The organism is Thermus sp. (genome assembly GCF_037444525.1).
Taxonomy (GTDB): domain Bacteria; phylum Deinococcota; class Deinococci; order Deinococcales; family Thermaceae; genus Thermus.
In genome coordinates this window covers 1-23,761 of the sequence record NZ_JBBIMD010000033.1, presented here as the reverse complement: position 1 = coordinate 23,761, position 23,761 = coordinate 1, and the positions used below count along the sequence as shown (strand labels likewise).

The 23,761-nt window shown below is 67.9% G+C and carries 28 protein-coding genes; 6 read left to right on the top strand and 22 right to left on the bottom strand.

Features of this window, described 5'->3' with window-relative positions; all coding sequences use genetic code 11:
• Positions 1–161: 161 nt before the first annotated feature.
• Positions 162–1,220: an alanine dehydrogenase gene (locus WKI94_RS06885; protein ID WP_337845028.1), complete on the top strand. Its 1,059-nt coding sequence runs from the start codon at positions 162–164 to the stop codon at positions 1,218–1,220.
• Positions 1,217–2,530, top strand: coding sequence for an acetyl-CoA hydrolase/transferase C-terminal domain-containing protein (locus WKI94_RS06880; protein ID WP_337845027.1), 1,314 nt, complete (start codon positions 1,217–1,219; stop codon positions 2,528–2,530). Before WKI94_RS06885 ends, WKI94_RS06880 begins: the two co-directional genes overlap by 4 nt.
• Here WKI94_RS06880 and WKI94_RS06875 read toward each other — a convergent pair.
• Positions 2,503–3,246, bottom strand: coding sequence for an NAD-dependent deacylase (locus WKI94_RS06875; protein WP_337845026.1), 744 nt, complete (start codon positions 3,244–3,246; stop codon positions 2,503–2,505). The two genes, WKI94_RS06880 and WKI94_RS06875, sit on opposite strands and share 28 nt — an antisense overlap.
• Positions 3,247–3,263: 17 nt before the next feature.
• On the opposite strand from WKI94_RS06875, the gene WKI94_RS06870 reads away from it, so the two are divergent.
• Genes WKI94_RS06870 through WKI94_RS06860 form a run of 3 tightly spaced genes read left to right on the top strand, consistent with a single transcriptional unit; the run spans position 3,264 to position 6,347 of the window.
• Positions 3,264–4,712 (top strand): NAD(P)H-hydrate dehydratase, encoded by a 1,449-nt coding sequence (locus tag WKI94_RS06870; RefSeq protein ID WP_337845025.1) that lies wholly within the window; start codon positions 3,264–3,266, stop codon positions 4,710–4,712.
• 25 nt (positions 4,713–4,737) lie between these two features.
• Complete coding sequence (gene thrB / locus WKI94_RS06865) at positions 4,738–5,613, top strand: homoserine kinase (RefSeq protein WP_337845030.1); 876 nt, start codon at positions 4,738–4,740, stop codon at positions 5,611–5,613.
• The gene (locus tag WKI94_RS06860) at positions 5,598–6,347 is read left to right on the top strand and encodes a DUF4388 domain-containing protein (protein ID WP_337845024.1); all 750 of its coding nucleotides are present in this window, start codon (positions 5,598–5,600) and stop codon (positions 6,345–6,347) included. The genes thrB and WKI94_RS06860 overlap by 16 nt, the downstream gene beginning before the upstream one ends.
• 34 nt (positions 6,348–6,381) lie before the next feature.
• Here WKI94_RS06860 and WKI94_RS06855 read toward each other — a convergent pair whose 3' ends face one another.
• Genes WKI94_RS06855 through WKI94_RS06845 form a run of 3 tightly spaced genes read right to left on the bottom strand, consistent with a single transcriptional unit; the run spans position 6,382 to position 7,215 of the window.
• The gene (locus tag WKI94_RS06855; RefSeq protein ID WP_188847011.1) at positions 6,382–6,468 is read right to left on the bottom strand and encodes a 30S ribosomal protein THX; all 87 of its coding nucleotides are present in this window, start codon (positions 6,466–6,468) and stop codon (positions 6,382–6,384) included.
• An 11-nt stretch (positions 6,469–6,479) separates the two neighbouring features.
• Positions 6,480–6,779: a 30S ribosomal protein S20 gene (rpsT, locus tag WKI94_RS06850; RefSeq protein WP_337845023.1), complete on the bottom strand. Its 300-nt coding sequence runs from the start codon at positions 6,777–6,779 to the stop codon at positions 6,480–6,482.
• A gap of 58 nt (positions 6,780–6,837) precedes the next feature.
• Entirely contained in the window at positions 6,838–7,215 is a 378-nt protein-coding gene (locus WKI94_RS06845; RefSeq protein WP_337845022.1) for a hypothetical protein, read from the bottom strand.
• A gap of 22 nt (positions 7,216–7,237) precedes the next feature.
• Between WKI94_RS06845 and tyrS the strand changes: the two genes are divergently transcribed.
• A complete protein-coding gene (gene tyrS / locus WKI94_RS06840) occupies positions 7,238–8,515 on the top strand; it encodes a tyrosine--tRNA ligase (RefSeq protein WP_337845021.1) in 1,278 nt (425 codons plus the stop codon).
• 52 nt (positions 8,516–8,567) lie between these two features.
• Here tyrS and WKI94_RS06835 read toward each other — a convergent pair whose 3' ends face one another.
• The 18 genes from WKI94_RS06835 to soxB form a co-directional block, all read right to left on the bottom strand.
• Positions 8,568–9,122, bottom strand: a complete 555-nt coding sequence (locus WKI94_RS06835; protein ID WP_337845020.1) for a Rieske 2Fe-2S domain-containing protein — start codon at positions 9,120–9,122, stop codon at positions 8,568–8,570.
• The gene (locus tag WKI94_RS06830; RefSeq protein WP_337845019.1) at positions 9,119–10,099 is read right to left on the bottom strand and encodes a tetratricopeptide repeat protein; all 981 of its coding nucleotides are present in this window, start codon (positions 10,097–10,099) and stop codon (positions 9,119–9,121) included. Before WKI94_RS06830 ends, WKI94_RS06835 begins: the two co-directional genes overlap by 4 nt.
• A complete protein-coding gene (locus WKI94_RS06825) occupies positions 10,096–10,518 on the bottom strand; it encodes a cytochrome c-type biogenesis protein CcmH (RefSeq protein WP_337845018.1) in 423 nt (140 codons plus the stop codon). The genes WKI94_RS06830 and WKI94_RS06825 overlap by 4 nt, the downstream gene beginning before the upstream one ends.
• A complete protein-coding gene (locus WKI94_RS06820) occupies positions 10,515–11,051 on the bottom strand; it encodes a TlpA disulfide reductase family protein (protein WP_337845017.1) in 537 nt (178 codons plus the stop codon). The genes WKI94_RS06825 and WKI94_RS06820 overlap by 4 nt, the downstream gene beginning before the upstream one ends.
• A complete protein-coding gene (locus WKI94_RS06815) occupies positions 11,048–12,979 on the bottom strand; it encodes a cytochrome c-type biogenesis CcmF C-terminal domain-containing protein (RefSeq protein ID WP_337845016.1) in 1,932 nt (643 codons plus the stop codon). Before WKI94_RS06815 ends, WKI94_RS06820 begins: the two co-directional genes overlap by 4 nt.
• Positions 12,976–13,404: a cytochrome c maturation protein CcmE gene (gene ccmE / locus WKI94_RS06810; protein ID WP_337845015.1), complete on the bottom strand. Its 429-nt coding sequence runs from the start codon at positions 13,402–13,404 to the stop codon at positions 12,976–12,978. The genes WKI94_RS06815 and ccmE overlap by 4 nt, the downstream gene beginning before the upstream one ends.
• A gap of 91 nt (positions 13,405–13,495) precedes the next feature.
• Positions 13,496–14,179, bottom strand: a complete 684-nt coding sequence (gene ccsA, locus WKI94_RS06805; protein WP_337845014.1) for a cytochrome c biogenesis protein CcsA — start codon at positions 14,177–14,179, stop codon at positions 13,496–13,498.
• 47 nt (positions 14,180–14,226) lie between these two features.
• Complete coding sequence (locus WKI94_RS06800) at positions 14,227–14,892, bottom strand: heme exporter protein CcmB (protein WP_337845013.1); 666 nt, start codon at positions 14,890–14,892, stop codon at positions 14,227–14,229.
• Positions 14,889–15,458: an ABC transporter ATP-binding protein gene (locus WKI94_RS06795; protein ID WP_337845012.1), complete on the bottom strand. Its 570-nt coding sequence runs from the start codon at positions 15,456–15,458 to the stop codon at positions 14,889–14,891. Before WKI94_RS06795 ends, WKI94_RS06800 begins: the two co-directional genes overlap by 4 nt.
• A 45-nt stretch (positions 15,459–15,503) precedes the next feature.
• Entirely contained in the window at positions 15,504–16,166 is a 663-nt protein-coding gene (gene ccdA / locus WKI94_RS06790) for a cytochrome c biogenesis protein CcdA (protein WP_337845011.1), read from the bottom strand.
• A gap of 9 nt (positions 16,167–16,175) precedes the next feature.
• On the bottom strand, positions 16,176–16,724 hold the full coding sequence (locus WKI94_RS06785) for a cytochrome c (RefSeq protein ID WP_337845010.1): 549 nt from the start codon (positions 16,722–16,724) through the stop codon (positions 16,176–16,178).
• On the bottom strand, positions 16,717–18,000 hold the full coding sequence (gene soxC, locus WKI94_RS06780) for a sulfite dehydrogenase (protein WP_337845009.1): 1,284 nt from the start codon (positions 17,998–18,000) through the stop codon (positions 16,717–16,719). Before soxC ends, WKI94_RS06785 begins: the two co-directional genes overlap by 8 nt.
• A gap of 63 nt (positions 18,001–18,063) precedes the next feature.
• A complete protein-coding gene (locus WKI94_RS06775; protein ID WP_337845008.1) occupies positions 18,064–19,353 on the bottom strand; it encodes an FAD-dependent oxidoreductase in 1,290 nt (429 codons plus the stop codon).
• Positions 19,354–19,365: 12 nt separating this feature from the next.
• Entirely contained in the window at positions 19,366–20,217 is an 852-nt protein-coding gene (locus tag WKI94_RS06770) for a translation initiation factor 2 (RefSeq protein ID WP_337845007.1), read from the bottom strand.
• Positions 20,214–20,645: a rhodanese-like domain-containing protein gene (locus WKI94_RS06765; protein ID WP_337845006.1), complete on the bottom strand. Its 432-nt coding sequence runs from the start codon at positions 20,643–20,645 to the stop codon at positions 20,214–20,216. Before WKI94_RS06765 ends, WKI94_RS06770 begins: the two co-directional genes overlap by 4 nt.
• A gap of 2 nt (positions 20,646–20,647) precedes the next feature.
• A complete protein-coding gene (soxA, locus tag WKI94_RS06760; protein ID WP_337845029.1) occupies positions 20,648–21,415 on the bottom strand; it encodes a sulfur oxidation c-type cytochrome SoxA in 768 nt (255 codons plus the stop codon).
• A gap of 30 nt (positions 21,416–21,445) precedes the next feature.
• The gene (gene soxX, locus WKI94_RS06755) at positions 21,446–22,006 is read right to left on the bottom strand and encodes a sulfur oxidation c-type cytochrome SoxX (RefSeq protein ID WP_337845005.1); all 561 of its coding nucleotides are present in this window, start codon (positions 22,004–22,006) and stop codon (positions 21,446–21,448) included.
• Positions 22,003–23,724, bottom strand: a complete 1,722-nt coding sequence (gene soxB / locus WKI94_RS06750; protein ID WP_337845004.1) for a thiosulfohydrolase SoxB — start codon at positions 23,722–23,724, stop codon at positions 22,003–22,005. Before soxB ends, soxX begins: the two co-directional genes overlap by 4 nt.
• Positions 23,725–23,761 lie beyond the last annotated feature (37 nt).

Below are 23,761 nucleotides of genomic sequence, written 5' to 3'. Positions count from 1 at the left end.
GCCAGCCGGGCTCCCTTCCACATCTCCTGGCCGATGGTGGTAAGCTGCATTCGTGGGGACCTCCTTCATGTTGGAGTGGTCCCCACATTTTAGTTGGGGCAGTCTCACATGTGTTTGTCCGAGCACAGTGGCCCTTCCTTAGGGCGTAAGCTCAAGGAGGTATGGACTTTAGCCTGCCGAAAGAACGCGGGGCCCTGAGAGCCCTACCCCCCTGGGCGGGGGAGGAGGTGCGGGAAAGGCGGGTGGCCCTCACCCCCCAAGGGGTGCGGGAGCTGGCCACCCTTGGGCACCGGGTCTTCGTGGAGCGGGGGGCCGGGGAAGGGGCGGGTTTTCCCGACGAGGAGTACGAGCGCGCCGGGGCGCGCATCGTCTACACCCCGGAGGAAGCCTACCGGCGGGGGGAGGTGGTCTTGAAGGTGGGGCGGCCCACCCTCGAGGAGATCGCCCTCCTGCGCCCGGGCACAGTCCTCATGGGCTTCCTGCACCTGGCCGCGGCGGAGTCCGGTGTCTTGGAGGCCATGGCGGAAAAGGGCCTTACCGCCATCGGCTATGAACTTCTCAGCACCCCCGAGGAGCGGCCCGTGCTTAAGGCCATGAGCGAGATCGCAGGGCGGCTTGCCCCCCAGATCGCGGGCCGCCTCCTGGAAGCCCCCCAGGGGCCGGGGATCCTCCTTTCCGGCCTGCCCGGCATCCCCCCGGCGGACGTGGTGATCCTGGGGGCTGGGGTCCTGGGCCGGGCCGCGGCCCGGGCCTTTTTGGGGGCGGGGGCCTCCGTCTATCTCCTGGACCAGGACCTGAAAGCCCTGGAGCGGGCGGCCCTCGAGGCCCCGGGGGCGGTGACCGCCCTCATCACCCAGACCCGGCTGGAGCGCTACACCGCCTTCGCGGACGTGCTGGTGGGGGCGGTGGCGGTGCCCGGGGAGAGGACCCCCACCCTCCTCAGCCGGAGCCTCCTGGAGAGGATGCGGCCGGGCTCCGTCCTATTGGACTTCGCCATAGACCAAGGGGGGGTGGCGGAAACCAGCCGCCCGGGGATCTACCAGGAGCTGGGCATCACCCACTTCTGCGTGCCCAACGTGCCCGCCCTGGTGCCCCGCACCGCCAGCCACGCCCTCACCCTCCACCTCCTGCCCTACCTGAGGGAGCTTGGGGAGAAGGGGCCGGAGGCCCTGCGCGCGGGGGCCTACCTCTTCCGGGGCGAGAAAGGAGGGGAGCTGTGAGCGCCTACCGCAAACGCCTCACCAGCCTCGAGGACGCCGCAAGCCTCATCCGCTCGGGGATGCGGGTCTTCGTCTCCGGCAACGCCGCCACCCCCACCCCCCTCCTCAAAGCCCTGGCCGCCCGCAAGGACGAGTTGGAAGGGGTGGAGCTGGTCCACCTCCTCCAGATGGGAGAGGACCCCTTTGCCGGGCCCGAGATGGAGGGGCACTTCCGGCGGCGCTCCCTCTTCGTGGGCCCCGCGGACCGGCCCGCGGTGAACGAGGGCCGGGCGGACTACGTGCCCATCATGCTCCACCAGGTGCCCTGGCTTTTCAAGCGGCGGGTCCTCCCCCTGGACGCCGCCCTTGTCCAGGTCTCCCCCCCGGACGAGCACGGCTTCTGCTCCCTAGGGGTGGAGGTCATCGCCACCAAGGCCGCCCTGGAAACCGCCCCCCTGGTCATCGCCCTGGTAAACCCGAGGATGCCCCGCACCCTGGGGGACACCTTCGTGCACGTGTCCCGCTTCACGGCCATCGTGGAGATGGACTACCCCCTACCGGAGCTCAAGCGGGAGGGGTTCGGGGAGGTGGAGCAGCGCATTGGGGCCCACGTGGCCAGCCTCATTGAGGACGGGGCCACCCTGCAGATGGGCATCGGGGCCATCCCCGACGCGGTCCTGGCCAGCCTCGAGGGCCGCCGCGACCTGGGGGTGCACACGGAGATGATCTCCGACGGCGTCTTAGAGGCCCTTGAGAAGGGGCTCATCACCGGGGCGCGCAAGACCCTCCACACAGGCAAGATCGTCGGCACCTTCGTCCTGGGCTCCGAAAGGCTTTACCGCTTCGTCCACGACAACCCCCTTTTTGAGCTCCACCCCGCGGACTACGTAAACGACCCCTTCGTGGTGGCCCAGAACCGTAAGATGGTGGCCATCAACTCCGCCATAGAGGTGGACCTCACGGGCCAGGTGGTGGCGGACTCCATCGGCACCCGCATCTACTCGGGCTTCGGGGGCCAGCTGGACTTCATCCGGGGGGCGGCCCGGAGCGAGGGGGGGAAGCCCATCATCGCCCTCCCCTCCACGGCCAAGGGGCAAAGCCGCATCGTCCCTTACCTGAAACCGGGGGCGGGGGTGGTCACCACCCGGGCGGACGTGCACTACGTGGTGACGGAGTGGGGCATCGCCGAGCTCTTCGGCCGCTCCTTAAGGGAAAGGGCCTTGGCCCTCATAGAGGTGGCCCACCCGGACTTCCGGGAAGAACTCCTAAAGGCCGCCTGGGAACGGAAGCTCCTCCCCCGGAGCTACCCCGGGGCCGAGCTTAAGGGGTAAAGGGCCTCCAGGCCCTCCACCGCCCCGAGGCGCAAGGCGAGGTGGGCGAGGGGCGTAAGGGGGGTGGGCTCCGGGTTCACCTCCACCAGGTAGGCCCCGGCTGCGTAGGCGATGCGGCCCAAGGAGGCCGCGGGCTCCACCTCGGCGCTGGTGCCCACCACCAGGGCAAAGTCGGCCTCGGAAAAGGCCCTTAGGGCTTTTTCCCAAGCCCCCTCGGGGAGGAGCTCCCCGAACCAGACCACGTCGGGCCGGGCCCGCCCCCCGCAGGCCGGGCAGGAGGGGGGGATGGGGAAGGCCTCGGGGAGGGGAAAGCGCCTCCCGCAGGCCTCGCACCGGGCCCGGAGGAGGTTGCCGTGGAGCTCCACCACCCTCTGGCTCCCCGCGCGGGCGTGGAGGCCGTCCACGTTCTGGGTCACCAGGAGGAAGTCCCCGCCCCGGGCCAGGAGGTCGGCCTCGAGGCGGGCTAGGGCGTAGTGGGCGGGGTTGGGCTCCGCCTGCCGCACCTTGGCGATGCGCCAGGCGTACCACTCCCACACCTTCTTGGGGTCCTTGGCGTAGGCCTCGGGGGTGGCGTAGTCCAGGGGGTTGAAGGACCGCCAAAGCCCCTCCGCGTCCCGGAAGGTGGAGATGCCTGAGGGCTTGGAGATCCCCGCCCCCGTAAGGACCGCCACCCGCCGGGCCTCCGCAAGACGCCGCCTCGCCTCCGAGAGATCCATGGGGCTATTGTAGAACCATGCGGCTCTTCACCCCCGAGGCCATGCGCCGGGCAGACCAGGAGGCGGCCAGGCGGGGCTACCCCACCCTCCTCCTCATGGAGTGGGCGGGGATGAAGGCGGCCCAGGTCTACCGGGCCCTTTTTGGAAAGGCCCCCGCGGTGGTCCTTTCAGGAAAGGGGAATAACGGCGGGGACGGGCTGGTCCTGGCCCGCCACCTCCTCCTGAAGGGGCTTAGGGTCCGGGTCTATGCGGAGGAGGGGCAGAAGGGGGATGCCCTCCTGGCCCTAAAGGCCCTCCTGGCCCACGGGGTGGAGGTCCGCCCCCTAGAGGAAGCCCGTTGGGAAGAGGGGGAGGTCCTGGTGGACGCCCTTTTCGGCACCGGCCTCAAGGGGCCCCTCACCGGGTTTTACGCGGGGCTCGTGGAAAGGATGAACGCCTCCCTTCTCCCCATCCTGGCCCTGGACCTGCCCTCAGGGCTCCCCCATAGCCCCCACGTGCGGGCCACGGCCACCGTGGCCTTCGGAGGGCTCAAGACGCCCCATCTCTTCCAGCGGGAGGCCTGCGGAAGGCTTTTCCTGGCGGAGATCGGCCTGCCCAAGGACCTCCAGGAGGACCCCACCCTCCCCGAGATCGCCACCCCCAAGGCCCTAAGGCCCCTCCTCCCCCACCGCCCCCTCACCGCCCACAAGGGGAGCGTGGGCCGGGTGGGGGTCTTAGGAGGGTACCGGGGGAAAGGCCTCCTCTACGCAGGGGCCCCCCTCCTCGCCGCCTTAGGGGCCTACCGCATGGGGGCGGGGCTGGTGCACCTGGTCCTGCCCGAGGGGCACCCCCCTTCGCCCCTGGAAGCGGTCTTCCACCCCGTGCCCGCCCCCACCCTCCCCCCCCTCAGGGTGGAGGCCCTGGCGGTGGGGATGGGCGGGGGGCCTTGGGGGGCGGCCTGGGCCCTGGCGGCCCTGGAGGCGGGCCTCCCCACCGTTTTGGACGCGGACGCCCTACAGGAGGAAGTGGTGGCGGCCTACCGCAAGGGGGGCGTGCCCGCGGTCCTCACCCCCCACGCGGGGGAGGCCGCCCGCCTACTCGGCACCACCCCCGAGGCCGTGGCCCAAGACCCCCTAGGGGCTGCCCAGGCCCTGGCGGAGGGAACGGGCCTCACCGTGGTCCTCAAGGGAGCCCCCACGGTGGTGGCGGAAGGCACGCGGCTTTCTGTGAACCCCACGGGCCACCCCGCCCTGGCCACCGGGGGCACGGGGGACGTGCTCTCGGGGGCCATCGCCGCCCTCCTCGCCGCTGGGCTTCCCCCCTTTGAGGCGGCGAGGCTTGGGGTCTTCCTCCACGGCCTTGCGGGGGAGGTCCTGGCGGAGGAAAAGGGGGTGGGCCTCCTGGCCCACGAGGTGGCCGAGGCCCTGCCCCGGGCGAGGAGGCTTCTGGAGGAGGAGCGGGTTCCGCTGCCCTTCCGGGTGGTCTAGGGGGCCCACTGGTATCCTGAAGGGGATTTGTATGCCCCGCCTCTTCGTCCCCGCCACCCTTGCCAACCTGGGCTCCGGGTTTGACGCCCTGGGCGTGGCCCTGGACCTCTACCTCGAGGTGGAGGCCGAGCCCGCCCGGGAGGACGTTTTCATATACGAGGGGGAAGGCCAGGTGGAGGGCCCGGACAACCTGGTCCATGAGGGCTACCGGGCCGGGATGCGCGCCTTGAGCCTTGCCCCCGAGCCCCTCCGCATCCGCGCCTTCAACCCCATCCCCCTGGCCCGGGGCATGGGGAGTTCCTCCGCCGCCTTGGTGGCTGGTGTGGCCCTGGCGGACCGGGCTTCTGGGGGGCAGCTTGGCCGGGAAGGGGTCTTCCGGGTGGCGGCCGGGCTGGAGGGCCACCCGGACAACGTGGCCCCCGCGGTCTACGGGGGCTTTGTGGCCGCCCTGGCAGACCCCCCCCTCGCCATCCCCCTTCCCCGCCCGGAAGGGGTGCGCTTCGTGCTGGCCGTGCCCCCCTACGAGGTGCCCACCCCCTTGGCCCGGGCCACCCTGCCCGAAGCCGTGCCTCTGAGGGATGCGGTCTTCAACCTGGCAAGGAGCGCCCTTTGGCCCGCGGCCCTCTTCTCAGGCCGCCTCGAGGCCCTAAAGGAGGCCTGCCGGGACCGCCTCCACCAACCCCACCGGGCCCACCTCATGCCCGGGGTCCTGGAGGCCCTGGAAGGGGCCCTGGAGGCGGGGGCCCTGGCGGCCTTCATCGGTGGGGCGGGGCCCACGATGGCCGCCTTGGTGCGGGCGGGGGCGGAGGAACCGGTGGTCAGGGCCCTGGAGGGCTACCGGGGCCAAGGGCGTATCCTAATCCTGGACATCGGGGAGGGGTTCTTTTGGAAGGAGAACTGAGCGTTTTCCCCCTAACGGAGGCCTTGGGCCTCATCCACGAGCACCGGCGTTCGGGGGTCTTGGAGGTGGAGGTGGGCCCCCTGCCCCTTACCCTGAGGCTCCAGGCGGGGGAGGTGGTGGGGGCGGCCACCCTAGACTGGGAAGGCTTGGAGGCCCTCTTCACCTTCCCCCTCCACCCCAAGGAGGGGCGCTTCCGTTTCCGGCCTGGGCCTTCGGGGCAGGAAAGGCCCCTCATGCCCTTCGCCGCCCTCCTAGGGGAGTGGGCCCGGGTGAACGACGAGTGGGAGCGGTTTCGCACCCTTTTGGACTCTCCAAGCCGCGTCCTGGAGGCCATCCGCCCCAAGGAGCCCTACGAGGTCTTCGGGGGAGGAAAGAGCGTGCGGGCCGCGGCCAAGGCCTGGGGGGTGCCCCTCCTCATCGCCATGGAACGGGCCTACATGGGGGTGAGGGAGGGGGACCTCTACCCCCTCCGCCGCTACGCCTGGTACGCCCTGAGGATCCGCCATCAGGGAAAGAAGAGCGCCACCCTGGAAGAGTTCAGCGCCCTGGCCGCCCTCCTGGATGGGAGCCGCAACCTGGGGGAGATCATCGCCCAGGGCGTGCCCGTGGGCCTGGTGCGCCGCTACCTAGTGCGGGGACTCACCTCGGGGGAACTCTCCCCTCCGGGGCAGGGATGGCTCCTTAGGGACCTTCTTTGGGAGATAGAAAAGGAAGAACAAGCCCCCTCCCCTTGAGGAGGGAGCCCTGCTCCCCTTGGGGAGTCCGGTCTTACTTTTTCTTCTTGCGGGGGCGGTACTTGCCGTAGGTGCCCCGCCAGATCTTGCCCCTACGGGTACGCCGGTCACCCTTCCCCATGGCCGCCTCCCCTAGGCCTGAACCCCTGCGGCCTGCAGGGCCTTATACACCTTGCGCATGAGCCGGGACTTCTTGCGGGCCGCGGTGTTCTTGTGCAGGGTGGAACCCTTGGCCGCCTTGTCAATGAGGCTTTGGGCCTTGCGCAGGATGGTGAGGGCATCCTCCACCTTGCCCTCCGCGGCCAGGGCCACGGCCTTCTTGCTCAGGGTCTTGATGGCCGACTTCTTGGCCCGGTTGCGCATCCTGCGCTTCAGGGACTGGCGGTTCCGCTTCAGAGCAGAAAGGTTCCTCTTGGGTTTCTTTTGCGCCATGATCCTCCCCTTATGCCCCCAAGGGGCAAGCCAGGCTCAAGTGTAGCACACCCGGGCCCTAAGGGGCAAACTTGGTGGCCACCCAGTCGTAGCGCACGAGACCCTTGGCGCCCTCGAGGCGGAAGCGAAGCTCGTACGCCCCAGGCGGGGCGGGAAAGCGGAGCTCCCGCCGGAAAGCTCCCTCAAAGCGCTCCTCCCCCACCACCCGGCCCTCCCTCAGGAAGGCCACCGCAAGCCGCCCCTCCCTAAGCTCCCCCTCCACCCTGACCTTCACCGCATCCAAGAGCCCCGTCACCCTTACGGGGTAGCGGGCTTCCCCGGTGTACTTCCAGTACACCACAGGAAGAAAGGGGGGATAGCCCACGGCCAGACCACGGTTCTCCGCATACCAGTACACCCCTAAGGCCACGAGAAGAAGCAGGACCAAGCTGCGCATTGCCCTCAGTATACTTGGGGGCATGGAGGACGCCTTTTCCTGGCTCAAGCGGGGAAGCGCAGAGATCATCCCCGAGGAGGAGCTCAAGGCCAAGCTGGAAGAGGGCCGGCCCCTCACGGTGAAGCTCGGGGCCGACCCCACCCGGCCCGACCTGCACCTAGGCCACGCGGTGGTCCTTAGGAAGATGCGCCAGTTCCAAGAATTGGGGCACAAGGTGGTGCTCATCATCGGCGACTTCACGGGGATGATCGGGGACCCTTCGGGCCGGAGCAAGACCCGCCCGCCCCTCACCCTGGAGGAAACCCGGGAAAACGCGAAAAGCTACGTGGAGCAGGCGGGGAAGATCCTAAGGCAGGAGCCCCACCTCTTTGAGCTCCGCTACAACTCCGAGTGGTTGGAGGGGCTCACCTTCAAGGAGGTGGTGCGCCTCACCTCCCTCCTCACCGTGGCCCAGATGCTGGAGCGGGAGGACTTCAAGAAGCGCTACGAGGAGGGGATCCCCATCTCCCTCCACGAGTTCCTCTACCCTTTCGCCCAGGCCTACGACTCCGTGGCCATCCGTGCCGACGTGGAGATGGGGGGCACGGACCAGAGGTTCAACCTCCTGGTGGGCCGGGAGGTGCAGCGGGCCTACGGCCAGCCCCCCCAGGTCTGCTTCCTCATGCCCCTCCTCGTGGGCCTGGACGGCCGGGAAAAGATGTCCAAGAGCCTGGACAACTACATCGGCATCACCGAACCCCCGGAGGTGATGTTCAAGAAGCTCATGTGGGTGCCGGACCCCCTCCTCCCCGACTACTTCCGCCTCCTTACGGACCTAACGGAGGAGGAGATCGGAGAGGTCCTGGCCCAGGGGCCCGTGCCCGCCCACCGGGTTCTGGCCCGCCTCCTCACCGCCGCCTACAACGAGCCCCTCCTCCCCCCCAGGCTGGACCGGGCTTACTACGAGGGCCTGGGCTACGCCTGGGAGGCCTTTGGCCGGGACCAGGGGGTGGGCCCCCAAAGGGTCCAGGAGGCCGAGGCCCGCTACGACCAGGTGGCCAAGGGAGGGATTCCCGAAAGCCTCCCCGAGGTGGAAATCCCCTCCGCCGAGCTCCAGGAAGGCCGGATCCCCGTGGCCCGCCTCTTTACCCTGGCGGGCCTCACCCCCTCCAACGCCGAGGCCAAACGGCTCATCAAGAACCGGGGCCTTAGGATCAACGGGGAGGTGGTGGAGGACCCCCACCTGGAGGTGGAGCTGAGGAGGCCCCTGGTGCTGCAGCGGGGCAGGGACCGCTTCGTCCGGGTGCGGCCTGGAGCCTGAGCGCCTCGGCGTTGAACCATCCCCTTCCGAAGCGTCGGCTTTGGCGGGGTACCTAGACCCCTTCCAGGGGCCTCAGGGGCACCTCATGGCCGGTGGCGTAAAGGGTCTCCCCTTGAGCCTCGAGGCGGAGGCGGGGTAGGGGGTAGTGGGGGGGGCCATAGATTGCCTTTCCTCCAAGGAGGGGGTCAAAGGCCCCGAAGTGGCAGGGGCAGCCCAGGAAGGGGCGCTCGTGACGAAAGTTGTAGAGGAGGGCAGCCGCCTCGGGGTCAGGAACGTAGTTCAGGGTGCACCCTTGGTGGGTGCAGATGCGGCTGAAGGCGATGTAGTGTTCTCCCCCTAGAGAAAGGCCCCCAGGGGCGGGCTCGGGTAGGCGGAGAAGAAGGGCCTTGAGCTCCCCCTGGGGCAGGGGGTAGTGGAAGGGCTTGGCCTCCCAAAGGGCAAGCGCCCCCAGGCGGGCCACCTCCACCCGGGGGCCGTCCTTCCAGCGGGGTTCTCCCACCTCCGGCCGGGGGCGGAAGCGGAGGTTGTAGGTGCGCACGCCGAACCACAGGAAAAACCCCCCCGCCGCCGCCACCGGTAGGTAGAAGACCAGGTCCCGCCGCCTCATAGGGTCTTAAGGTAGCCCAGGAGGGCCTTAAGCTCCTCCTCGGAAAGGGTCACCGCGGGCATGGTGCCCCGGCCCTTCAGGACGATCTCCCGCACCGCCTCCGGGACCTTTAGGATAGGGTTTTCCTTGAGCCTGGGGCCCACACCCCCCTCTCCTTCCTGTCCGTGGCAGGCCGCACAGCGGGCAAGGTAAACCGTGCGCCCATCCGTCCCGCCCGTGGCCTGGGCCTTGGCCATGGCGATGAGCCCCTGGACCCGCTCCCGGGCCTCGCCCCCCACCGCCAGGTACTTCTCCCAGGCGGCGATGGCCTTTTCCCGCTCGCCCTTTTGGAAGTAGATGTTGCCCAGGAAAAGCCACCCCTCCGCCGCCTGAGGGTCAGCGTGTTGGGCGATCTCCAAGAAGACCTGGGCCTCCTCCGGCTGCCCGGACATGAAAAGGAGGATGCCCACCCGCCGGATGGCCTCCACGTTCCGGGGGTCTTTTTTCAGCACCTCCAGGTAGGCCTCGGCCGCCTGCTCGTAGACCCTAAGCCGGTAGGCCTCCTGCCCCCAGGCCAGGAGGTCCTCCACCGCCCCGGTGCGCTTCGCCTTCTCCGCCAGGTCCCTAAGCCTTTGGGCCTCGAGGCGCTGGGTGGTCACCGTCTCCCCAGGGAGCCGGGGCAGGGTGTAGCGCCAAAGCCCCACCCCCACGAGGAGCACCAAGCCCAGGGCCAGGACAAGGGGTAGGGGCCGGAAGGGCTTGGGCGCCAGGGGGCGCCAGCCCTCCAGGGCCCGCTCCAGCTCCACCATCCGGGCCAGGGCCAGCCTGCGCTCCTCCCCCTCCAGGGCCTTCACCTCCTCCTTCAGGACCTCGAGCTCCTTTAGGAGGTCCTCCCGCCTGGGGGGCTCGGGAAAGGGCTCCTTGGGGCCAAAAAGGGGCTTTAGGGCCAGGAAAAGGCCTAGGGCCAGGAAGAAGAGGAAAAGAAGCGTGGCCGTCATGCCGGGGGCTCCTTCATCCGGCGTTCAGCCTCTTCCAAAAGCTCCTTGGGCAGGGGCCTAGGCCGGAAGTAGGCGAAAAGCCCGAGGGCGAGGAGGGCCAGGGCCACCAGGGGCAAGACCCAGGCCCAAAGGGTAAGGCCCCTCCGGGGGGGCTCGTAGAGGATCCAGTCCCCGTAGCGATCCACGAAGAAAGCCTTGATCTCCTCGGGGGTCTTCCCCTCCTTGAGCATCTCGGCGATGAGGCGGCGCATCTCCACCGCCACCCCGGAGTTGCTCTCCGCCGCGGACTCCCCCTGGCAGACGGGGCAGCGGAGGGTCCGGGCGATCTGGAAGACCTCAGGGGGAAGGTCCGGGGGCGGGGCAGCCTCCTGGGCCAGGGCCCCGGTCCAGAAAAGGAGGAGGAAGAGGAAAAGCCTCACCGGAGCACCTCCTCCAGGTAACGGCCCAAAAGGGCCTCGTCCACCGCCCCCGCGTGCCTAAGGACCACCCGGCCCTCCCGGTCAATGAGGAAGGTCTCGGGCACCCCGTACATCCCGTAGTCCACCCCCACCCGGCCCCTGGGGTCAAAGACGCTGGGGAAGGAAAGGCCAAACTGCTCCACGAACCGCACCGCCTCCGCCTCCTTGTCCTGGACGTTCACCCCCACGAAGAGCACCCGGTCCTTGTAGCGCTGCCAAAAAGCCTCCAGCACCGGGGCCTCCTCGTAGCAGGCGGGGTAGCACCAGCTGGCCCAGAAGTTGAGGAGGATGGGCTTCTCCCCTAGGTGGTCCCCAAGCCGGAAGGTCTCCCCCCACCCCGCCCGGTAGGGGGAAAGAAGGGGCAGGGTGAAGTCGGGGGCGGGGCGCTTTTCCTGGGCCAGGACCGAGGGGAGCTCCTTAGGGTTCCGCTGCATCCCCCACCAGAAAAGGCCGGCCAGGAAAAGGGGCACCAGGAACCAAAGCCAGGCCCTCACGCTGGGCTCACCTCCCGTGCCTCCGCCCTTCTCCCTTGGGGCCAGAGGATGTACACCGTCCCCAGGGCCATGAGCCCACCCCCCACCCAAAGCCAAAGGACCATGGGGGTGAGGATGAGCCGGATGGAGGCCCACTCCCCCTTCTCCCGGTCAAAATCCATGAGGACGAAGTAGTAGTCGTCCTTCAGGGTGTAGACCACTTTGGGGGAAGGCAGGGGGGACTGCATCTGGGGGTAGAAGTGGAGCCTTGGGCGCACCTCCCCGAAGCGGTCCGTCCGGAGCAAGGCCTCCACGGCGAAGCGCCGCCCCTCGTCCAGGGCCTGCACCCCCTGGAAGGTGAGGGTGAGGCCCGCCACCTGCCAGCTTTGGCCCCGGTGGAGGGTCTTTTCCGCCTCGAGGCGGTAGGTCTGGCTGAAGGCGATGGCCAGGCCCATGAGGGCCACAGCGAAGTGCACGAGGAGGCTCCCCACGCGCCTCCGGTTTTCCAGAAAGCCCCAAGGGCTAAGCCCCACGGCCTTCCTGGCCAAAAAGCCCTCCCGGAAAAGGAGCCCCACCGAGAGGGCGTTGTAGAGGAAAAGCCCCAGGGCCAAGGAGGCCCCCAGGGTGTAGCCCCGTAGGAGCCCCAGGAGGGTGCCGAGGATGAGGACCGCCAGGAGGAGGTAGAGGTTCCGGAAAACCTCGGGCCTCGGCCGCCGCCAGGGGAGGATGGGCCCCACCCCCATGAGGAGGAGGATCCCCACCCCGATGGGGGCGGAGACCTGGTTGAAGAAGGGGGCCCCCACGCTCACCTTGGCCCCGGAGGCCGCCTCCACGAGAAGGGGGTAGAGGGTCCCGAGGAGGACCACCAACGCCCAGCCCGCGAAGAAGAAGGCCCCAAGGAGCAAGGCCCCCTCCCGGGAGAGGAGGCGGAAGACCGTGGCGTCCCGCACCTCCCGGCCCACCCGGTAGAGGAGGCCAAGCCCGAGGAGGAGGGAGGCCAAAAACCCCCCCAGGAAGACGGGCCCCACGGGGCCTTCCGCAAAGGCGTGCACGGACTGGATGACCCCGCTCCGGGTGAGGAAGGTGCCGAGGAGGGTGGCGGAGAAGGCCAGGGTCACGAAGGCGAAGTTCCAGACCTTAAAGGCCCCCCGGGTCTCCTGCACGTAGGCGGTGTGGAGGAAGGCGGTGGTGAGGAGCCAGGGGAGGAAGCTCGCGTTCTCCACGGGATCCCAGGCCCAGTAGCCGCCCCAGCCCAAGACCTCGTAGCTCCACCACCCCCCCGCCACCTTCCCCGCGGTGAGGAAGCCCCAGGCGATGAGGGTCCACCAGCGGGTCTCCCCCACCCAGGCCTGGTAGCGCCTCGAGGCCATGGCGGCCACCGCATAGGCAAAGGGCACGGAAAACCCCACGAAGCCCAGGTACATGAGCACGGGGTGGACGGCCATCATCCAGTGGTTCTGGAGGAGGGGGTTAGGGCCCATGCCGTCCGGCGGGGGGTTGGGAAGGGTCTGGAAGGGGCTCGCCACCGTGGCCATGACCCCGAAGAAGAAGGCCTGGATGCCGAAGAGGACGGCGAGGATCAGGGAGGCCCGCCAAGGGTCGGGGAGACGGCGGCTGGCGAGGAGGGTGTAGAGGGTCTGGAGGAGGCCCCAAAGGAGGATGGAGCCCTCCAGGGCCGCCCACGGGGTCACCAGGGTGACCCACAAGGGGTCCTTGGTGGTATGGTGGGCGGCCACGTAGGCCAGGCTGAAATCATGGGTGAGGAGGGCCCACTCCAGGGCCAGGAAGGCAGCAAGGGCCGCGAGGAAGGCGGGCAGGACCAGGGCCTTAGCCCCCTTTAGGAGGCGGCCATCCCCCTGGACGTAAGCGAGAAGGGCCAAGACTAGGCCCAAAAGGCTAAAGGCCAGGGTGAGGGTTACGCCCAGGTTGCCGAGAAGCGCCGGGGTCATTTGGCCTCCTCAATGAGCTTCCTGACCTCCTCAGGGGTGTAACCCTCCTTGGGGGGCTGGTAGGTCTCCGAGTGCTTCACGAGGAGGTTCGTCCCCTGGAAGGTCCCTCCCCGGAAGCGGCCCTCCACCACCACCCCCTGCCCCTCCTTGAACATCCCTGGGGGGGTGCCTTTGTGGACCACCGGCACCTCCGCCACCCCGTCCGTGAGAACGAAGCGAAGCTCCAGCTGGTCCTTGTCGTACCGGACGGTGCCCGGCTTGACGAGCCCCCCCAGGCGTACGGGGCGGTCCCCGTAGCGGGCCTGGCCCTCCAGGTACTCGGAAGGAGTGAGGAAGTAGACCAGGTTCTGGCCCAGGCCCCCGAAGATGAGGTAGGCCAGGGCCCCCAGGATGACCAGAACGCCGATGACGTACTTAACCCTCATCGCGTCCTCCGGTAGCGCCAAAAGAGGTAGGCCAGGTAGCCGAAGACCGTGAGGTAGGTGAGGGCGTAGACCCAGGTGACGAAGACCTCGCTCACGCCTCCTCCTTCCCGGCCTCCAGGGCAGCCAAGAACGCCCTAAAGCGCACAAAGCCCAGGTAGAGCAGGGTAAAGACCAGGAGGTTGAAGAGGAGGGCCTGGAGCATCTCTGGGGCCATGTGGATCCGCCCCGTGGTGAGGTCAATGGACTGGGTCTGGTGCAGGCTCCGCCACCACTTCACGGACATGTAGCTAATGGGCACGTTGATGAAGCCCAGAATCCCCACGGCCGCCGCCGCCTTGCGGCGAAGCTCGGGGTCCTCAATGGCCCCTCGAAGGAGGAAGTAGCCCACATAAACGGCGAAGAGGATGGCGGTGGTGGTGAGCCTGGGCTCCCAGGTCCAGTACACCCCCCAGGTGGGCCGGGCCCAGAGCATCCCCGTGACCAGGGCAAGCCCCATAAAGACGAGGCCGATCTCCGCGCTGGCCAGGGCCACCCGGTCCAGGCGGGGGTCCTGGCGGAAGAGGTAGAGGAGGGAGTAGAGGAAGGTGACGAAGAAGGCCAGATAGCCAAGCCAAGCGCCGGGCACATGCAGGTACATGATGCGGGCCAGATAGCCCTGGTTGGCGTCCGGCGGGGCGGCAAGGGCCAGGTAAAGCCCCGCGGGCAGAAGGGCTAGGCCTAGGCCCAGGAAGAGCCAGGTCCAGGTGTCGGGTCGGTCCCTTATCTCCGCGATCATGGTTTCCCCTCCTTTAGTCTGCCCCTTCCGGGTTAAGTTACCGTGAACTACCCCTCCATGACCAAGGGGAAGAGAAGGGCGCTGGCGGTGGTGTAGATCACGTCAAAGGCGAGAAGGAGGCGCCACCAGCTTCCCACCTCGGCCCAGTCCACCCCTTCCACGATGCCCAGGCTGGCCCGCACCGCGGCCAGGACCACGGGCACCACCAAGGAGAAGAGGAGGAGGGGCAGGAGGACCTCCCGTCCCCTAAGCCGGGCCAAAAGCCCCGCGTAGAAGGTGGCCACGCTGGCGTAGCCCAAGGTGCCGAGGAGCACCGTGAGGTAGAGGGCAAGCCCCTTCTCCAAGGGAAGGTAAAAGAGCCCAGCCACCACCAAAAGGGCCAAAGCCCCCAAGGGGGCAAGGAGGAGCATCTGGAAAAGGAGCTTGCCCAGGTACACCCATTCCTTTCCCCCCGGGGTAAGGAGGAGGTCGTCCAGGGTGCCGTCCTCCACCTCCAGGGCGAAGGCCCGGCTGGCAAGAAGGGTGCTCATGAAGGCCAGGGCCACCCAAAGCACCCCGGGGCCCGCCCGCCGGAGGAGCGACTCCTCCGGCCCCAAGGCCAGGGCCATGAGGAAAACGGTAAGGAGGAAGAAGGCCAGGAGGGAAGCGAGCCCCGCCCGGTCCCGCACCTCGAGGCGGAGGTCCCTTAGGGCCAAGAGGAGGATCCGCCTCACGCCGCCCCCAGGCGCAGGACCCGGTCCACCACGCCCTCCACCAGGGCCAGGTCGTGGGTGGCCAGCACCACCCCGCCCATCCCCCTGGCCTCGGAAAGGACCTCCTTGAGGAGGCCCCGGCCCTCCCCGTCCAGGGCCGTTTCCGGCTCGTCTAGAAGCCATATCTCGGGCCTTAGGAGGAGGAGGCGGGCCAGGGCCAGGCGCTTTTTCATCCCGCTGGAGAAGGTGAAGAGGGGCCCCTCCGGGGGAAGGCCAAACCGGGCCAGCACCCCCTCCACCTCCCCCTCTTGCCCGTGAAAGGCCAGGTCATAGGCCAGGTGCTCCCGGGCGGTGAGGTGGCGGTGGAAGGCGGGGGGGTTGGGAAGGAAAAGGGCCCGCCCCCTCCGCTCCAGTAGGCCCCTCGTGGGCTTCAAGAGCCCCGCCATGAGCCTTAGGAGGGTGGTCTTGCCGGAACCGTTGGGGCCCAAGAGGGCCACCACCTCACCCCTCTTTAGGGTGAAGGAGAGGTCCCTTAGGACCCAGTCCCGGCCAAAGCGCTTGGAGAGGCCCTCGAGGCGAAGCAGCATGCTCTAAGTCTACCCGGTGCCCCTTTGGGAAAAACGTCCCTACAGCTAGCGCTGGAGCCACTCGGGGGTGAGGCGGAGGAAGAAGGTGTTCAGAGTGGTGAAGGAGTCCGTGAGGAGAAGGACCCCCACCAAAAGGAGCACCGCCCCCGCCAAAAGCTCTACGTAGTGGGAAAGCCGGCCCGCCCGCCTGAGCCAACCCTTCAGCCGGTCCGCAAACAGGGCCACCAGGAAGAAGGGCACGGCGAGGCCCAGGATGTAGGCGAGGAGGAGCCCCGCCCCACCCCCCACCGTGGTGAGGGTGAGGATGGCCCCCAGGATGGGGCCGATGCAAGGGGTCCAGCCGAGGCCCAAGGTGGCCCCAAGGAGGAAGGCCCCTAAAGGGCTTCCCGTCTCCCCCTGGTAGCGGAGGCCCACGCTCCAGCGGGGCCTTAGACCCAGCATGTAAAGGCCAAAGAGGATGAGGAGCCCCCCCCCAACCCGGGCAAGAAGGGGCCGGTACTCAGAGAGAAGCCTCCCAAGCAGGGTGAAGGGCAGGCCCAGGAGGAAGAAGATCGCCCCAAAGCCCAGGATAAAGAAAAGGGCGTTGAAGAGGGGGCGCCCCCTCTCCCCCCCCAGGTAGAAGAGGTAGGTGGGCACCAGGGGCAAGACGCAAGGGGAGAGGAAGGAGAGCACCCCCGCCAAGAAGGCCGCGCCCAGGGAAACCGTCATGGCCCCATCCTACGGCAAGGTGAGCCAGGGGAAGCGGCGCTTGGTCTCCGGGTCCAGCTCCAAAAGCTCCCGAGCAGGCAGGCGGATCTTGGGCAGGGTGGCCTGGTTGATGGGGGTGCCCGCGTCGGTGATGCCGTTCATGTAGAGGAGGTAGGCCACCAGGTGGTAGACCTCCTGGTCCGTGAGGCTGCCCGCGGCCCCGAAGGGCATGGCCCGGCGGATGTAGTCGTAGAGGGTGGTGGGGTAGAGCCAGTAGTTGCCGATGGCGTACTCCACAGGCTCCGTGTCCGGAGTAATGGGGAAGGGCTCGGACACCAGGCGGTTGAAGGGGTAGCCCTCCCCGCTTTTCCCGTGGCAGGAGGCGCACTTCGCCGCGTAGATCCGCTCTCCCTCCTCCACCTTCCCCTCCCCCGGGGGCAGGCCCCGGCCATCCGGAAGGACCACAGGGCGCAGGTCGTACTGGCGGGCAACCTCCTCCGAGATGGGGGTCCCAAGGCCGTACCGGGCCCCCAGGGCCAGGCCCAAAAGGCTCAAGAGCACCAGAACGCGCTTAACCATCAAACACCTCCCCGTGGCATCCGCCCACCGAACCAAAGGCCACACTCCCTAAGGGCCGGTCGCCGTTCACCACCCGGCCATCCTTTAGGACGCGCCAGGCCTGGATGGCGTTGTAGTGGTAGCGGTTGTTTCGGCTCCACTTCTTGAAGAACTCCTCCCGGGTGGGCTGGGTGTTCCCCTTTTCGTCCCAGGCCCGGCTCCAAAGGACCACCTCCTCCCCGTTCCAGTACCAGGGCATCTTGAAGCGCACGAAGGCGTAGCGCTCCACGGGGGGCTCGAGGACGGCCTGCCGCCAGGTCCTGCCCTCGTCAAAGGAGATCTCCACCTTGGTGATGCGGCCGTGGCCGCTCCAGGCCAGGCCCCGGATCTCGTGGAAGCCGGGCTTGATCTCTTGGAGCCCCGAGGGGTAGGTGATGATGGACTCGGGGTCCATGACCCAGGTGAAGGCCAGGATGCGGCCGTCCGCCGTCACGTCGGTGTACTCGCTGGTCTCGTCCTTGGCCATGGCAGGCTGGTCCGTGACCAGGATGCGGCGGAGCCACTTCACCTGGATGCTCCCCTCCCAGCCCGGCACCACCAGGCGCACGGGGTAGCCCTGCTCAGGCCTCAAGGCCTCCCCGTTTTGGGCATAGGCCACCAGCACATCCTCCATGGCCTTTTCCAGGGGCAGGGAGCGGGTGTACATGGCCGCGTCCATCCCCTCGGGGATGAGCCACTTGGCCTCGGGCTTCACCCCCGCCTCCTTGAGGAGGAGGGCCAGGGGCACCCCCGTCCAGCTGGCGTTGGAGGCCAGGCCCCGGCTACGGGTGGCGGTGAGGTTGGGGTCTGGGGGGTTACGGTAGCCGTTTTGCCCGTTGCCCGCACACTCAATGAAGTAGGTGCGGGTCACGGAGGGGAAGCGCTTGAGGTCCTCCAGGGTGAAGACCAAAGGCCTCTCCACCATCCCGTGGATCACCAGGCGATAGGCCTTGGGGTCCACCTGGGGCACCCCCGCGTGGTGGCGCTCAAAGTGGAGGCCGTTGGGGGTGATCACCCCTTCCAGCTTCTCCAAGGGGGCGAAGTCCGCCCCCGAGTGCCGGGTGCGGAGGTTGGGGGAGATGTAGCGCACCACCTCTTCCTCAAAGGGGCTCCGGGCGCCGTACTCGGAAAGGGGGGCCCCAAGGGTCTTCAGGGGCTCAAAGGCCTTCTCATCCCAAGGCAAGCCTTGGGCCTTGCCCTTGAGGAGGCTAAAAAGCCCCCCCGCACCAAGAAGCCGGAAAAACCTCCTTCGGTCCATATACCCTCCTAGAGTATCTAGCGGCCACAGAAAACCCCGCCCCAAGAGGGGCGGGGCAAAGGGTTAAGCGGGGCCGAACATGTCGTTCCAGATCCCCGTGGCCCAGCCGATGGCGGCGGTGCCGTTGGCCGGGGAGCGCTGGTTGTCCACGGAGCTTTGGGACTGGATCTTCTTGGCGGCCTCGTCCCAAGAGTAGTTGGCCGCCACCCAGATGGCTTCCTCAGAGTTCACGAAGGAGTAGCAGATGTTGTTGGGCATCTCCGGTGGGATCTCGGCCAGGGACTTGCCCTTGAGGCGCTCCGTGAGGTGCCGGGCCACGATGGTGCCGGAGACGTAGGCGATCATGCCGCTTTTTGGGTAGGGGGTGTTGCCGGTGATGTCCCCCACCAGGTAGACCCGGTCGTCCTTCTCGGAGAGGTAGTAGGGGATGCGCACGTTGGCCCAGCGCTCCCCCAGGCCCACCTGCCGGACGAGGTCCGCGGCCTTCATGGGGGGGATGATGTTGGCCAGGGTGAAGGGCACGTCCCCGAGCTCCGTCTTCACCACCTTCTTCCCGTAGTCCAGGCCGGTGATGCGGGTGTTGGGGACGTACTCCAGGTAGTCCTTGTAGAGCTCCTTGTAGGCGGCCAGGAAGCCGGGGGCCTTGGAGACGGGCTGGGGGTTAGCATCCAGAACGATGAGCTTCCCCTTCACCCCCTTGGTCTTGAGCCGCCAGGCCAGCATGGCCGCCCGCTCGTAGGGGCCAGGGGGGCAGCGGTAGGGGGGGTTGGGGATGTACATGACGAGCTCCCCGCCCGTCTCGTCAAACTGGTCCAGCATGCGCCTTAGGGCGATGTGCTCAAAGGGCCGGAAGCCCACAGGGAGGAGGTGCTTGGCCTCCTCGTAGCCGGGGATGGCCTCGTACATGTAGGCGATCCCGGGGGCCAGGACCAGGAAGTCATAGGCCAGGTACCCCCCCGTGGTGCGCACCAGGCGGCGGTCCAGGTTGATGTCCAGGACCTTCTCCTGGACGAAGGTCACCCCGTCCTTGACCACGTTGGTGTAGTCAAAGACCAACCACTCCAGGGGCTTCACCCCCGCCAGGAAGAGGTTGGACATAGGGCAGGACATGAAGATGGGCTTCTGCTCCACCAGGACCACCTCGGCGTTGGGGTTCTGCTGCTTCACCTTGCGGGCCACGGTGGTCCCGCCCCAGCCGCCCCCCACCACCACCACCCGGGGAGCCCGGGTGCGGGGCAGAAGGGTGGGGGGGGAGGCGTAGAACTCCTGGGCGAAGCCCGTCTGGCCCAAGGCCCCGGCCGCGGCCAGGGCGGCCCCCGTCTTCAGAACCTGGCGCCGGTTCACCTTGCTCATGCTTTCCCTCCCTTATTGACCGGGGCGGTAAGGCACCCCGCCCACGGTTTCCAGAATGGAAGCCATCACCTGGCGTGCCTCCTGGAGCATGGCCACCGCTGGAGAGCCCATGACGCCGGGCATGATGGTCATGAGCATGGGTTCTATGGCCCCCACCAGGGCGTCCTTCCCCATCTGCATGGCGAAGAAGCGGCAGGGGGCGGCGAAGCCCCCAGCGGGCTGGGTCAGGAACATGATCCGGGCCCACTCGCTCTTGCAGGGCATGATGACCGTGACGGGTCCCACCTTGACGTTGGGGAGGAGGTTGAGGCCGTTGGCCGCCAGCTCCGCCTCCACCTGGAGGACCACATCCTCCGCCGCGGCGTTCGGCACGCGGTAGAGGAGGGCGGGCATCATGCCGCTGGAGGGGTCGGGCATCATGGCCGGAGGCAGGCGCTTCACCACCCCAAGCCGGCCCAGGGCGGCCTCGAGGCGCCAGGTAAGCCGCTCCACCTCACCCCCATACACCCCCAGCATCCCAAAGAGGAGACGGCCGTCAAAGGTGCCCACGGTGTAGCGCTCCCCCTCCCCGGTGATGAACACCGTGGGGGGTAGGACGATGGCCGCCATGGGGTTTTTGGCCACCGCCTCGAGGCCCCCCTTCTCGGGCTTCAGGACGATGAGGCGGTAGTCCGGGAACCCCGGGCCCGTCACCTGGCGCACCTGCTCCCCCAGGTTCAAGACCCTGTCGGGCTCCAGGCCCACCGCCTTAAGCGCGGCCAGGGTCTTCCCCTCCACCGCCTCGAGGCTCCCCCTTACCTCCACCACCAAGGACTGGGCCAGGGAAAGGCCCGCCACCACCAAAAGGGCTACCAGCTTCTTCATGATCCTCCCTCCACCGGAAGGCCGGCATCCAGCCAGCCTTTGAACCCATGGGCGATGTTTTTGGCGTTTTCGTATCCTACCGCCTGCAAAAAGGCCGCCACCACCGCGGACACGCTCCCCGAGTTGCAGTAGACCAGGATCAGGACCTCCTTATCCTTTGGAAGCTCGGAAAGCCGCCTCGGCACTTGGCCGGCGTAGATGTGCACCGAGCCCGGGATGTACCCCTTCTTCCGCTCCTCCTCCGTGCGCACATCCAGGATAAGGGGTTCAAAGAGCAGGAGGTCCTTGGCCTCCGTGGGGTACACCAGGTAGCTGGCCGGGGGCACCCTCTCAATGAAGGCCCCGAAGGCCTGGACCCACCCCTCCCCCTCCGCCCCCCGGGCTAAGGGGAGGAGGGGGAGGGTGAGGAGAAGGTCGCGCCTGCGCATGGCTAGCGGGTGAAGAAGGGCAGCTCCTCAAAGGTGTGCCCCGCCTTGGTGGCCTCGGCCAGCACGTACATCGTGAGGGCGATGTGGGGCTCGGAGTAGAAGGCGGGGGCGTGAATGCCAATGGACTCGTAGCAGAAGTTGATGCGGTCCTCCATGGTGTAGAGGCGGTCCTCCTCAAACCGGTAGGCCGGCCACTCGTTCCCCAGGCCCTGCTTGGGGCTCCTCACCGGGGAAAGGCGCACCCGCTGGCCCGCGTACCGGTCATGGCAGACCGCGCAGCTCATATCCCTGGGCCCCGCGCGGGTGTACCAAAGCTCCCGGCCCAGGTTGTACATGGCAAGCTCCTCCGGGCGCTGGGGCACCACCTGGATCTCGGCCTTAGAGGAGAAGGAGGCGATGTAGGTGGTGATGGCCCGCACCTCGTCCCGCTTGATCTCGGAAGGCTTAAAGCCCTGGACGGTCTGCATGCAGGTGTAGACCCGGCTTTCCAGGTCCTCCACCTTGCGGCTATCCGGGAAGTACTTGGGCAGGATGGCGTAAACCCCCTCCAAAACCCCCGGCCCCTTGCCGAAATCGCAGGCCTCGAGGGTCTTCCCGGAAGGCCCTTTGCGGTGGAAGAGCTCCTTCCCCTCCTCCGCAAAAAGCTCCCCCGGAAGCACGCCAAAGGTCTCCAGGTACATCTGCCGCTGGCGCATGGCCTCCTCGTAGGGGTCCAAGGGCTTCTGCCCCTGGGTGTAGGCGAAGAGGGCCCCAAGACCGGCCAGCCCCATGACGGCAAGAACCAGACGCTTCCTCACGGCTCACCTCCGGTTGAGGGGGGACTCGGGGTCCAGGAGGAAGGCCACGAGGTCCGCGGTCTCCTCCGGGGTGAAAAGCCCGTGCACCCCACCCCGGTACATTAGGGAGCAGGGCACGAAGGCCCAAGCGTTGTAGATCTTCTCGTAGGTGTAGCGCACCACGGCCTCCGACTGGCCCCGGGCCCCGTAGTTCAAAAGGCTCGGCCCCATGGTGCCGTGGGCCACCTCGTCCGCCACCCCCTGGTGGCAGGCGTAGCAGTTCCCCCGCTTGGGGTCGGTGAAGACCTTCTCCCCGTTTTTCCAGTCCCCCATGAGCTTGCCGTTTGCGGGGTACTTGATGAGGGCCTTCTGCTCCTCTAGGAAAGCGGGGAGAAGCTCAGGAGGCAGGTTGTCCCGGTACTGGGTGCAAAGGGCCTGGGCCTTGTCCTGCCCCAGCATCACCCGGGCAAACTCCGGGCCACCCGACTGGATGGCCGCTTGGACCCGGGCCCTAAAGGGGCTTAACTGGGAAAACCCTAAGCCCAAAAGCAAAAGTCCCATGGCCAAAACCGCGCTTCGCTTCATCCCGTAACCTCCGGCACTTGGTAGTTGCGCCCCAAGACGCGCACGTAGGGCTCAGGTAGGACGCGCACCCGCCCCACGGACCTCAGGTAGGCCGCCACCACCTCGTGGATGGGCCTGGGTTCATGCCCAGGCTTGGCCTCCCCCACCCGCTGGAGCCTGCCGCCATAGGCCGCCACCAAGTACCGGCGGTTCGGGTCCAGCGGCCTTCCCCCCACCTCCACCTCCCGGACGCGCCGGCCCCTGGGGGCGTCGGGGTCCAGGACGTAGCGGAGGCCCACCACCCGGCTCACATCCCCCCCCTGCTGGTAGAAGGGGTCGGGGGTAAAGACGTTGCTGGCGATGTCCTCCAGGACGCTTTGGATCTGTTCCCCCCGGAGGTAGAAGAGGTAGAGCTCGGGGTAGGTGAAGCCCAAGTAGGCATAGAGGTGGTCGTAGGTGATGGCCTGGCCGGGGAGGAGGGTGGTCCCCCAGCGCACCGCGGGGCTAAAGACCACCTCCACCTCCGGGTAGGTGGCCCGCACCGCCTCCCCCACCAGCTGGTCCCAGGTGGAGTAGAGGGTGTCCCGCTTGTAGAGGAGGGTCTCCGTGACGGCCAAGGGGGCGAAGAGGTGGTTCCGGTGGGGGGCGGTCTTCTCCTGCAGAAGGGCCTCCACGTCCTCGGCCTTGGGCAGGTGGGCGGCCAGGACGGGCAGGGCCCGCACCTGCAGGTTGGAGATCCCCCCCTTCCAAAGCTTCAGGTCCACCCGGATGAGGGCCTTGCCCGCGGCGCTTCCCGCCACGATCCAGGTCTTCCCCACCCGCCAGGGCAAGGGGGTGAGGTCGTGGGTGTGGCCGGAGAGGATGAGGTCTATCCCCTGCACCCGCTCCGCCAGGGCCGCGTCCAGCTGGAGGCCGTTGTGGGAGAGGAGGACCACCGCGTTTGCCCCCTCGGCCCGGGCCCGATCCACCGCCTCCTGGAGGCGGCGCAGGTCCAGGGCGAAGGAAAGCCCCTCGGTGAACTCCTCGGGGTGGGAAACCTTCACGTAGGGGTAGGTAGCCCCCACCACGGCCAGGGCATAAGGCCCCACCCGGTAGAGGCGGTAGGCGGGGAAAAGGGGGTCCCCAAAGAGCTCGTCCACCACGTTGTAGGAGAGGAACTCCCCCTTAAAGCGCTTAAGGAGCTCCTCCACCCGCGCCCGGCCCAGGGTCCACTCCCAGTGGGAGACCATGTGGTCCACCCCCACCAGGTTCTGCCACTCCAGGATGGCCTCCCCCTGGGTGAGGAGGGAAAGCCCGGAGTTGGTCCAGGTATCCCCCCCATCCAGGACCAAGGCCTTACCCCCCTCGGCCTCCACCTGGGCCTTCTGCCTACGGATGAGGGCGGTGAGGGCGCTAAAGCCCCCCAAGGGGCCAAAGGACCGGGCCAGCTCCACGAAATCCAGGCAGGAAAGGAGGTGGGCGAGGAGGGAGCCTCGAGGCACCCCGTAGTAGCGCAGGATGGCCTCGCCCGTGAGGTATCCCGGCCGCCCCATAAGGGGCTTGGGGGCGATGAGGTTAGGGGGCTCCATGAAGTGGTGGGGAAAGGCCTGGCCGTGGATGTCCGAGAAGTAGAGGAGGCTGGCCTCCCCGTAAGGGGGAAGGTCGTAAAGCCTGGACGGGTCCTCCAGCACCTGGGCCAAGGCCTTGGGGGAAAGGCCAGCCAGGGCGGAGAGCAGGAAGAGGAGCTCCCTTCGGTTCATTGCGACCCCACCGCGGGCTTGGTGTTGAAGTCCGATC

Excerpts from the sequence above, each read along its gene's own strand:
- WKI94_RS06885 (WP_337845028.1), top strand. The coding sequence starts at position 162 with ATGGACTTTAGCCTGCCGAAAGAACGCGGGGCCCTGAGAGCCCTACCC.
- soxB (WP_337845004.1), bottom strand. The coding sequence starts at position 23,724 with ATGAACCGAAGGGAGCTCCTCTTCCTGCTCTCCGCCCTGGCTGGCCTT.
- WKI94_RS06855 (WP_188847011.1), bottom strand. The coding sequence starts at position 6,468 with ATGGGGAAGGGTGACCGGCGTACCCGTAGGGGCAAGATCTGGCGGGGC.
- soxC (WP_337845009.1), bottom strand. The coding sequence starts at position 18,000 with ATGGACCGAAGGAGGTTTTTCCGGCTTCTTGGTGCGGGGGGGCTTTTT.
- WKI94_RS06775 (WP_337845008.1), bottom strand. The coding sequence starts at position 19,353 with ATGAGCAAGGTGAACCGGCGCCAGGTTCTGAAGACGGGGGCCGCCCTG.
- WKI94_RS06765 (WP_337845006.1), bottom strand. The coding sequence starts at position 20,645 with ATGCGCAGGCGCGACCTTCTCCTCACCCTCCCCCTCCTCCCCTTAGCC.
- WKI94_RS06815 (WP_337845016.1), bottom strand. The coding sequence starts at position 12,979 with ATGACCCCGGCGCTTCTCGGCAACCTGGGCGTAACCCTCACCCTGGCC.
- WKI94_RS06870 (WP_337845025.1), top strand. The coding sequence starts at position 3,264 with ATGCGGCTCTTCACCCCCGAGGCCATGCGCCGGGCAGACCAGGAGGCG.
- ccdA (WP_337845011.1), bottom strand. The coding sequence starts at position 16,166 with ATGACGGTTTCCCTGGGCGCGGCCTTCTTGGCGGGGGTGCTCTCCTTC.
- WKI94_RS06785 (WP_337845010.1), bottom strand. The coding sequence starts at position 16,724 with ATGGTTAAGCGCGTTCTGGTGCTCTTGAGCCTTTTGGGCCTGGCCCTG.
- soxA (WP_337845029.1), bottom strand. The coding sequence starts at position 21,415 with ATGGGGCTGGCCGGTCTTGGGGCCCTCTTCGCCTACACCCAGGGGCAG.
- WKI94_RS06830 (WP_337845019.1), bottom strand. The coding sequence starts at position 10,099 with ATGACGGCCACGCTTCTTTTCCTCTTCTTCCTGGCCCTAGGCCTTTTC.
- WKI94_RS06835 (WP_337845020.1), bottom strand. The coding sequence starts at position 9,122 with ATGAGGCGGCGGGACCTGGTCTTCTACCTACCGGTGGCGGCGGCGGGG.
- rpsT (WP_337845023.1), bottom strand. The coding sequence starts at position 6,779 with ATGGCGCAAAAGAAACCCAAGAGGAACCTTTCTGCTCTGAAGCGGAAC.
- ccmE (WP_337845015.1), bottom strand. The coding sequence starts at position 13,404 with ATGAGGGTTAAGTACGTCATCGGCGTTCTGGTCATCCTGGGGGCCCTG.
- tyrS (WP_337845021.1), top strand. The coding sequence starts at position 7,238 with ATGGAGGACGCCTTTTCCTGGCTCAAGCGGGGAAGCGCAGAGATCATC.
- WKI94_RS06845 (WP_337845022.1), bottom strand. The coding sequence starts at position 7,215 with ATGCGCAGCTTGGTCCTGCTTCTTCTCGTGGCCTTAGGGGTGTACTGG.
- WKI94_RS06875 (WP_337845026.1), bottom strand. The coding sequence starts at position 3,246 with ATGGATCTCTCGGAGGCGAGGCGGCGTCTTGCGGAGGCCCGGCGGGTG.
- WKI94_RS06770 (WP_337845007.1), bottom strand. The coding sequence starts at position 20,217 with ATGAAGAAGCTGGTAGCCCTTTTGGTGGTGGCGGGCCTTTCCCTGGCC.
- soxX (WP_337845005.1), bottom strand. The coding sequence starts at position 22,006 with ATGAAGCGAAGCGCGGTTTTGGCCATGGGACTTTTGCTTTTGGGCTTA.
- WKI94_RS06795 (WP_337845012.1), bottom strand. The coding sequence starts at position 15,458 with ATGCTGCTTCGCCTCGAGGGCCTCTCCAAGCGCTTTGGCCGGGACTGG.
- ccsA (WP_337845014.1), bottom strand. The coding sequence starts at position 14,179 with ATGATCGCGGAGATAAGGGACCGACCCGACACCTGGACCTGGCTCTTC.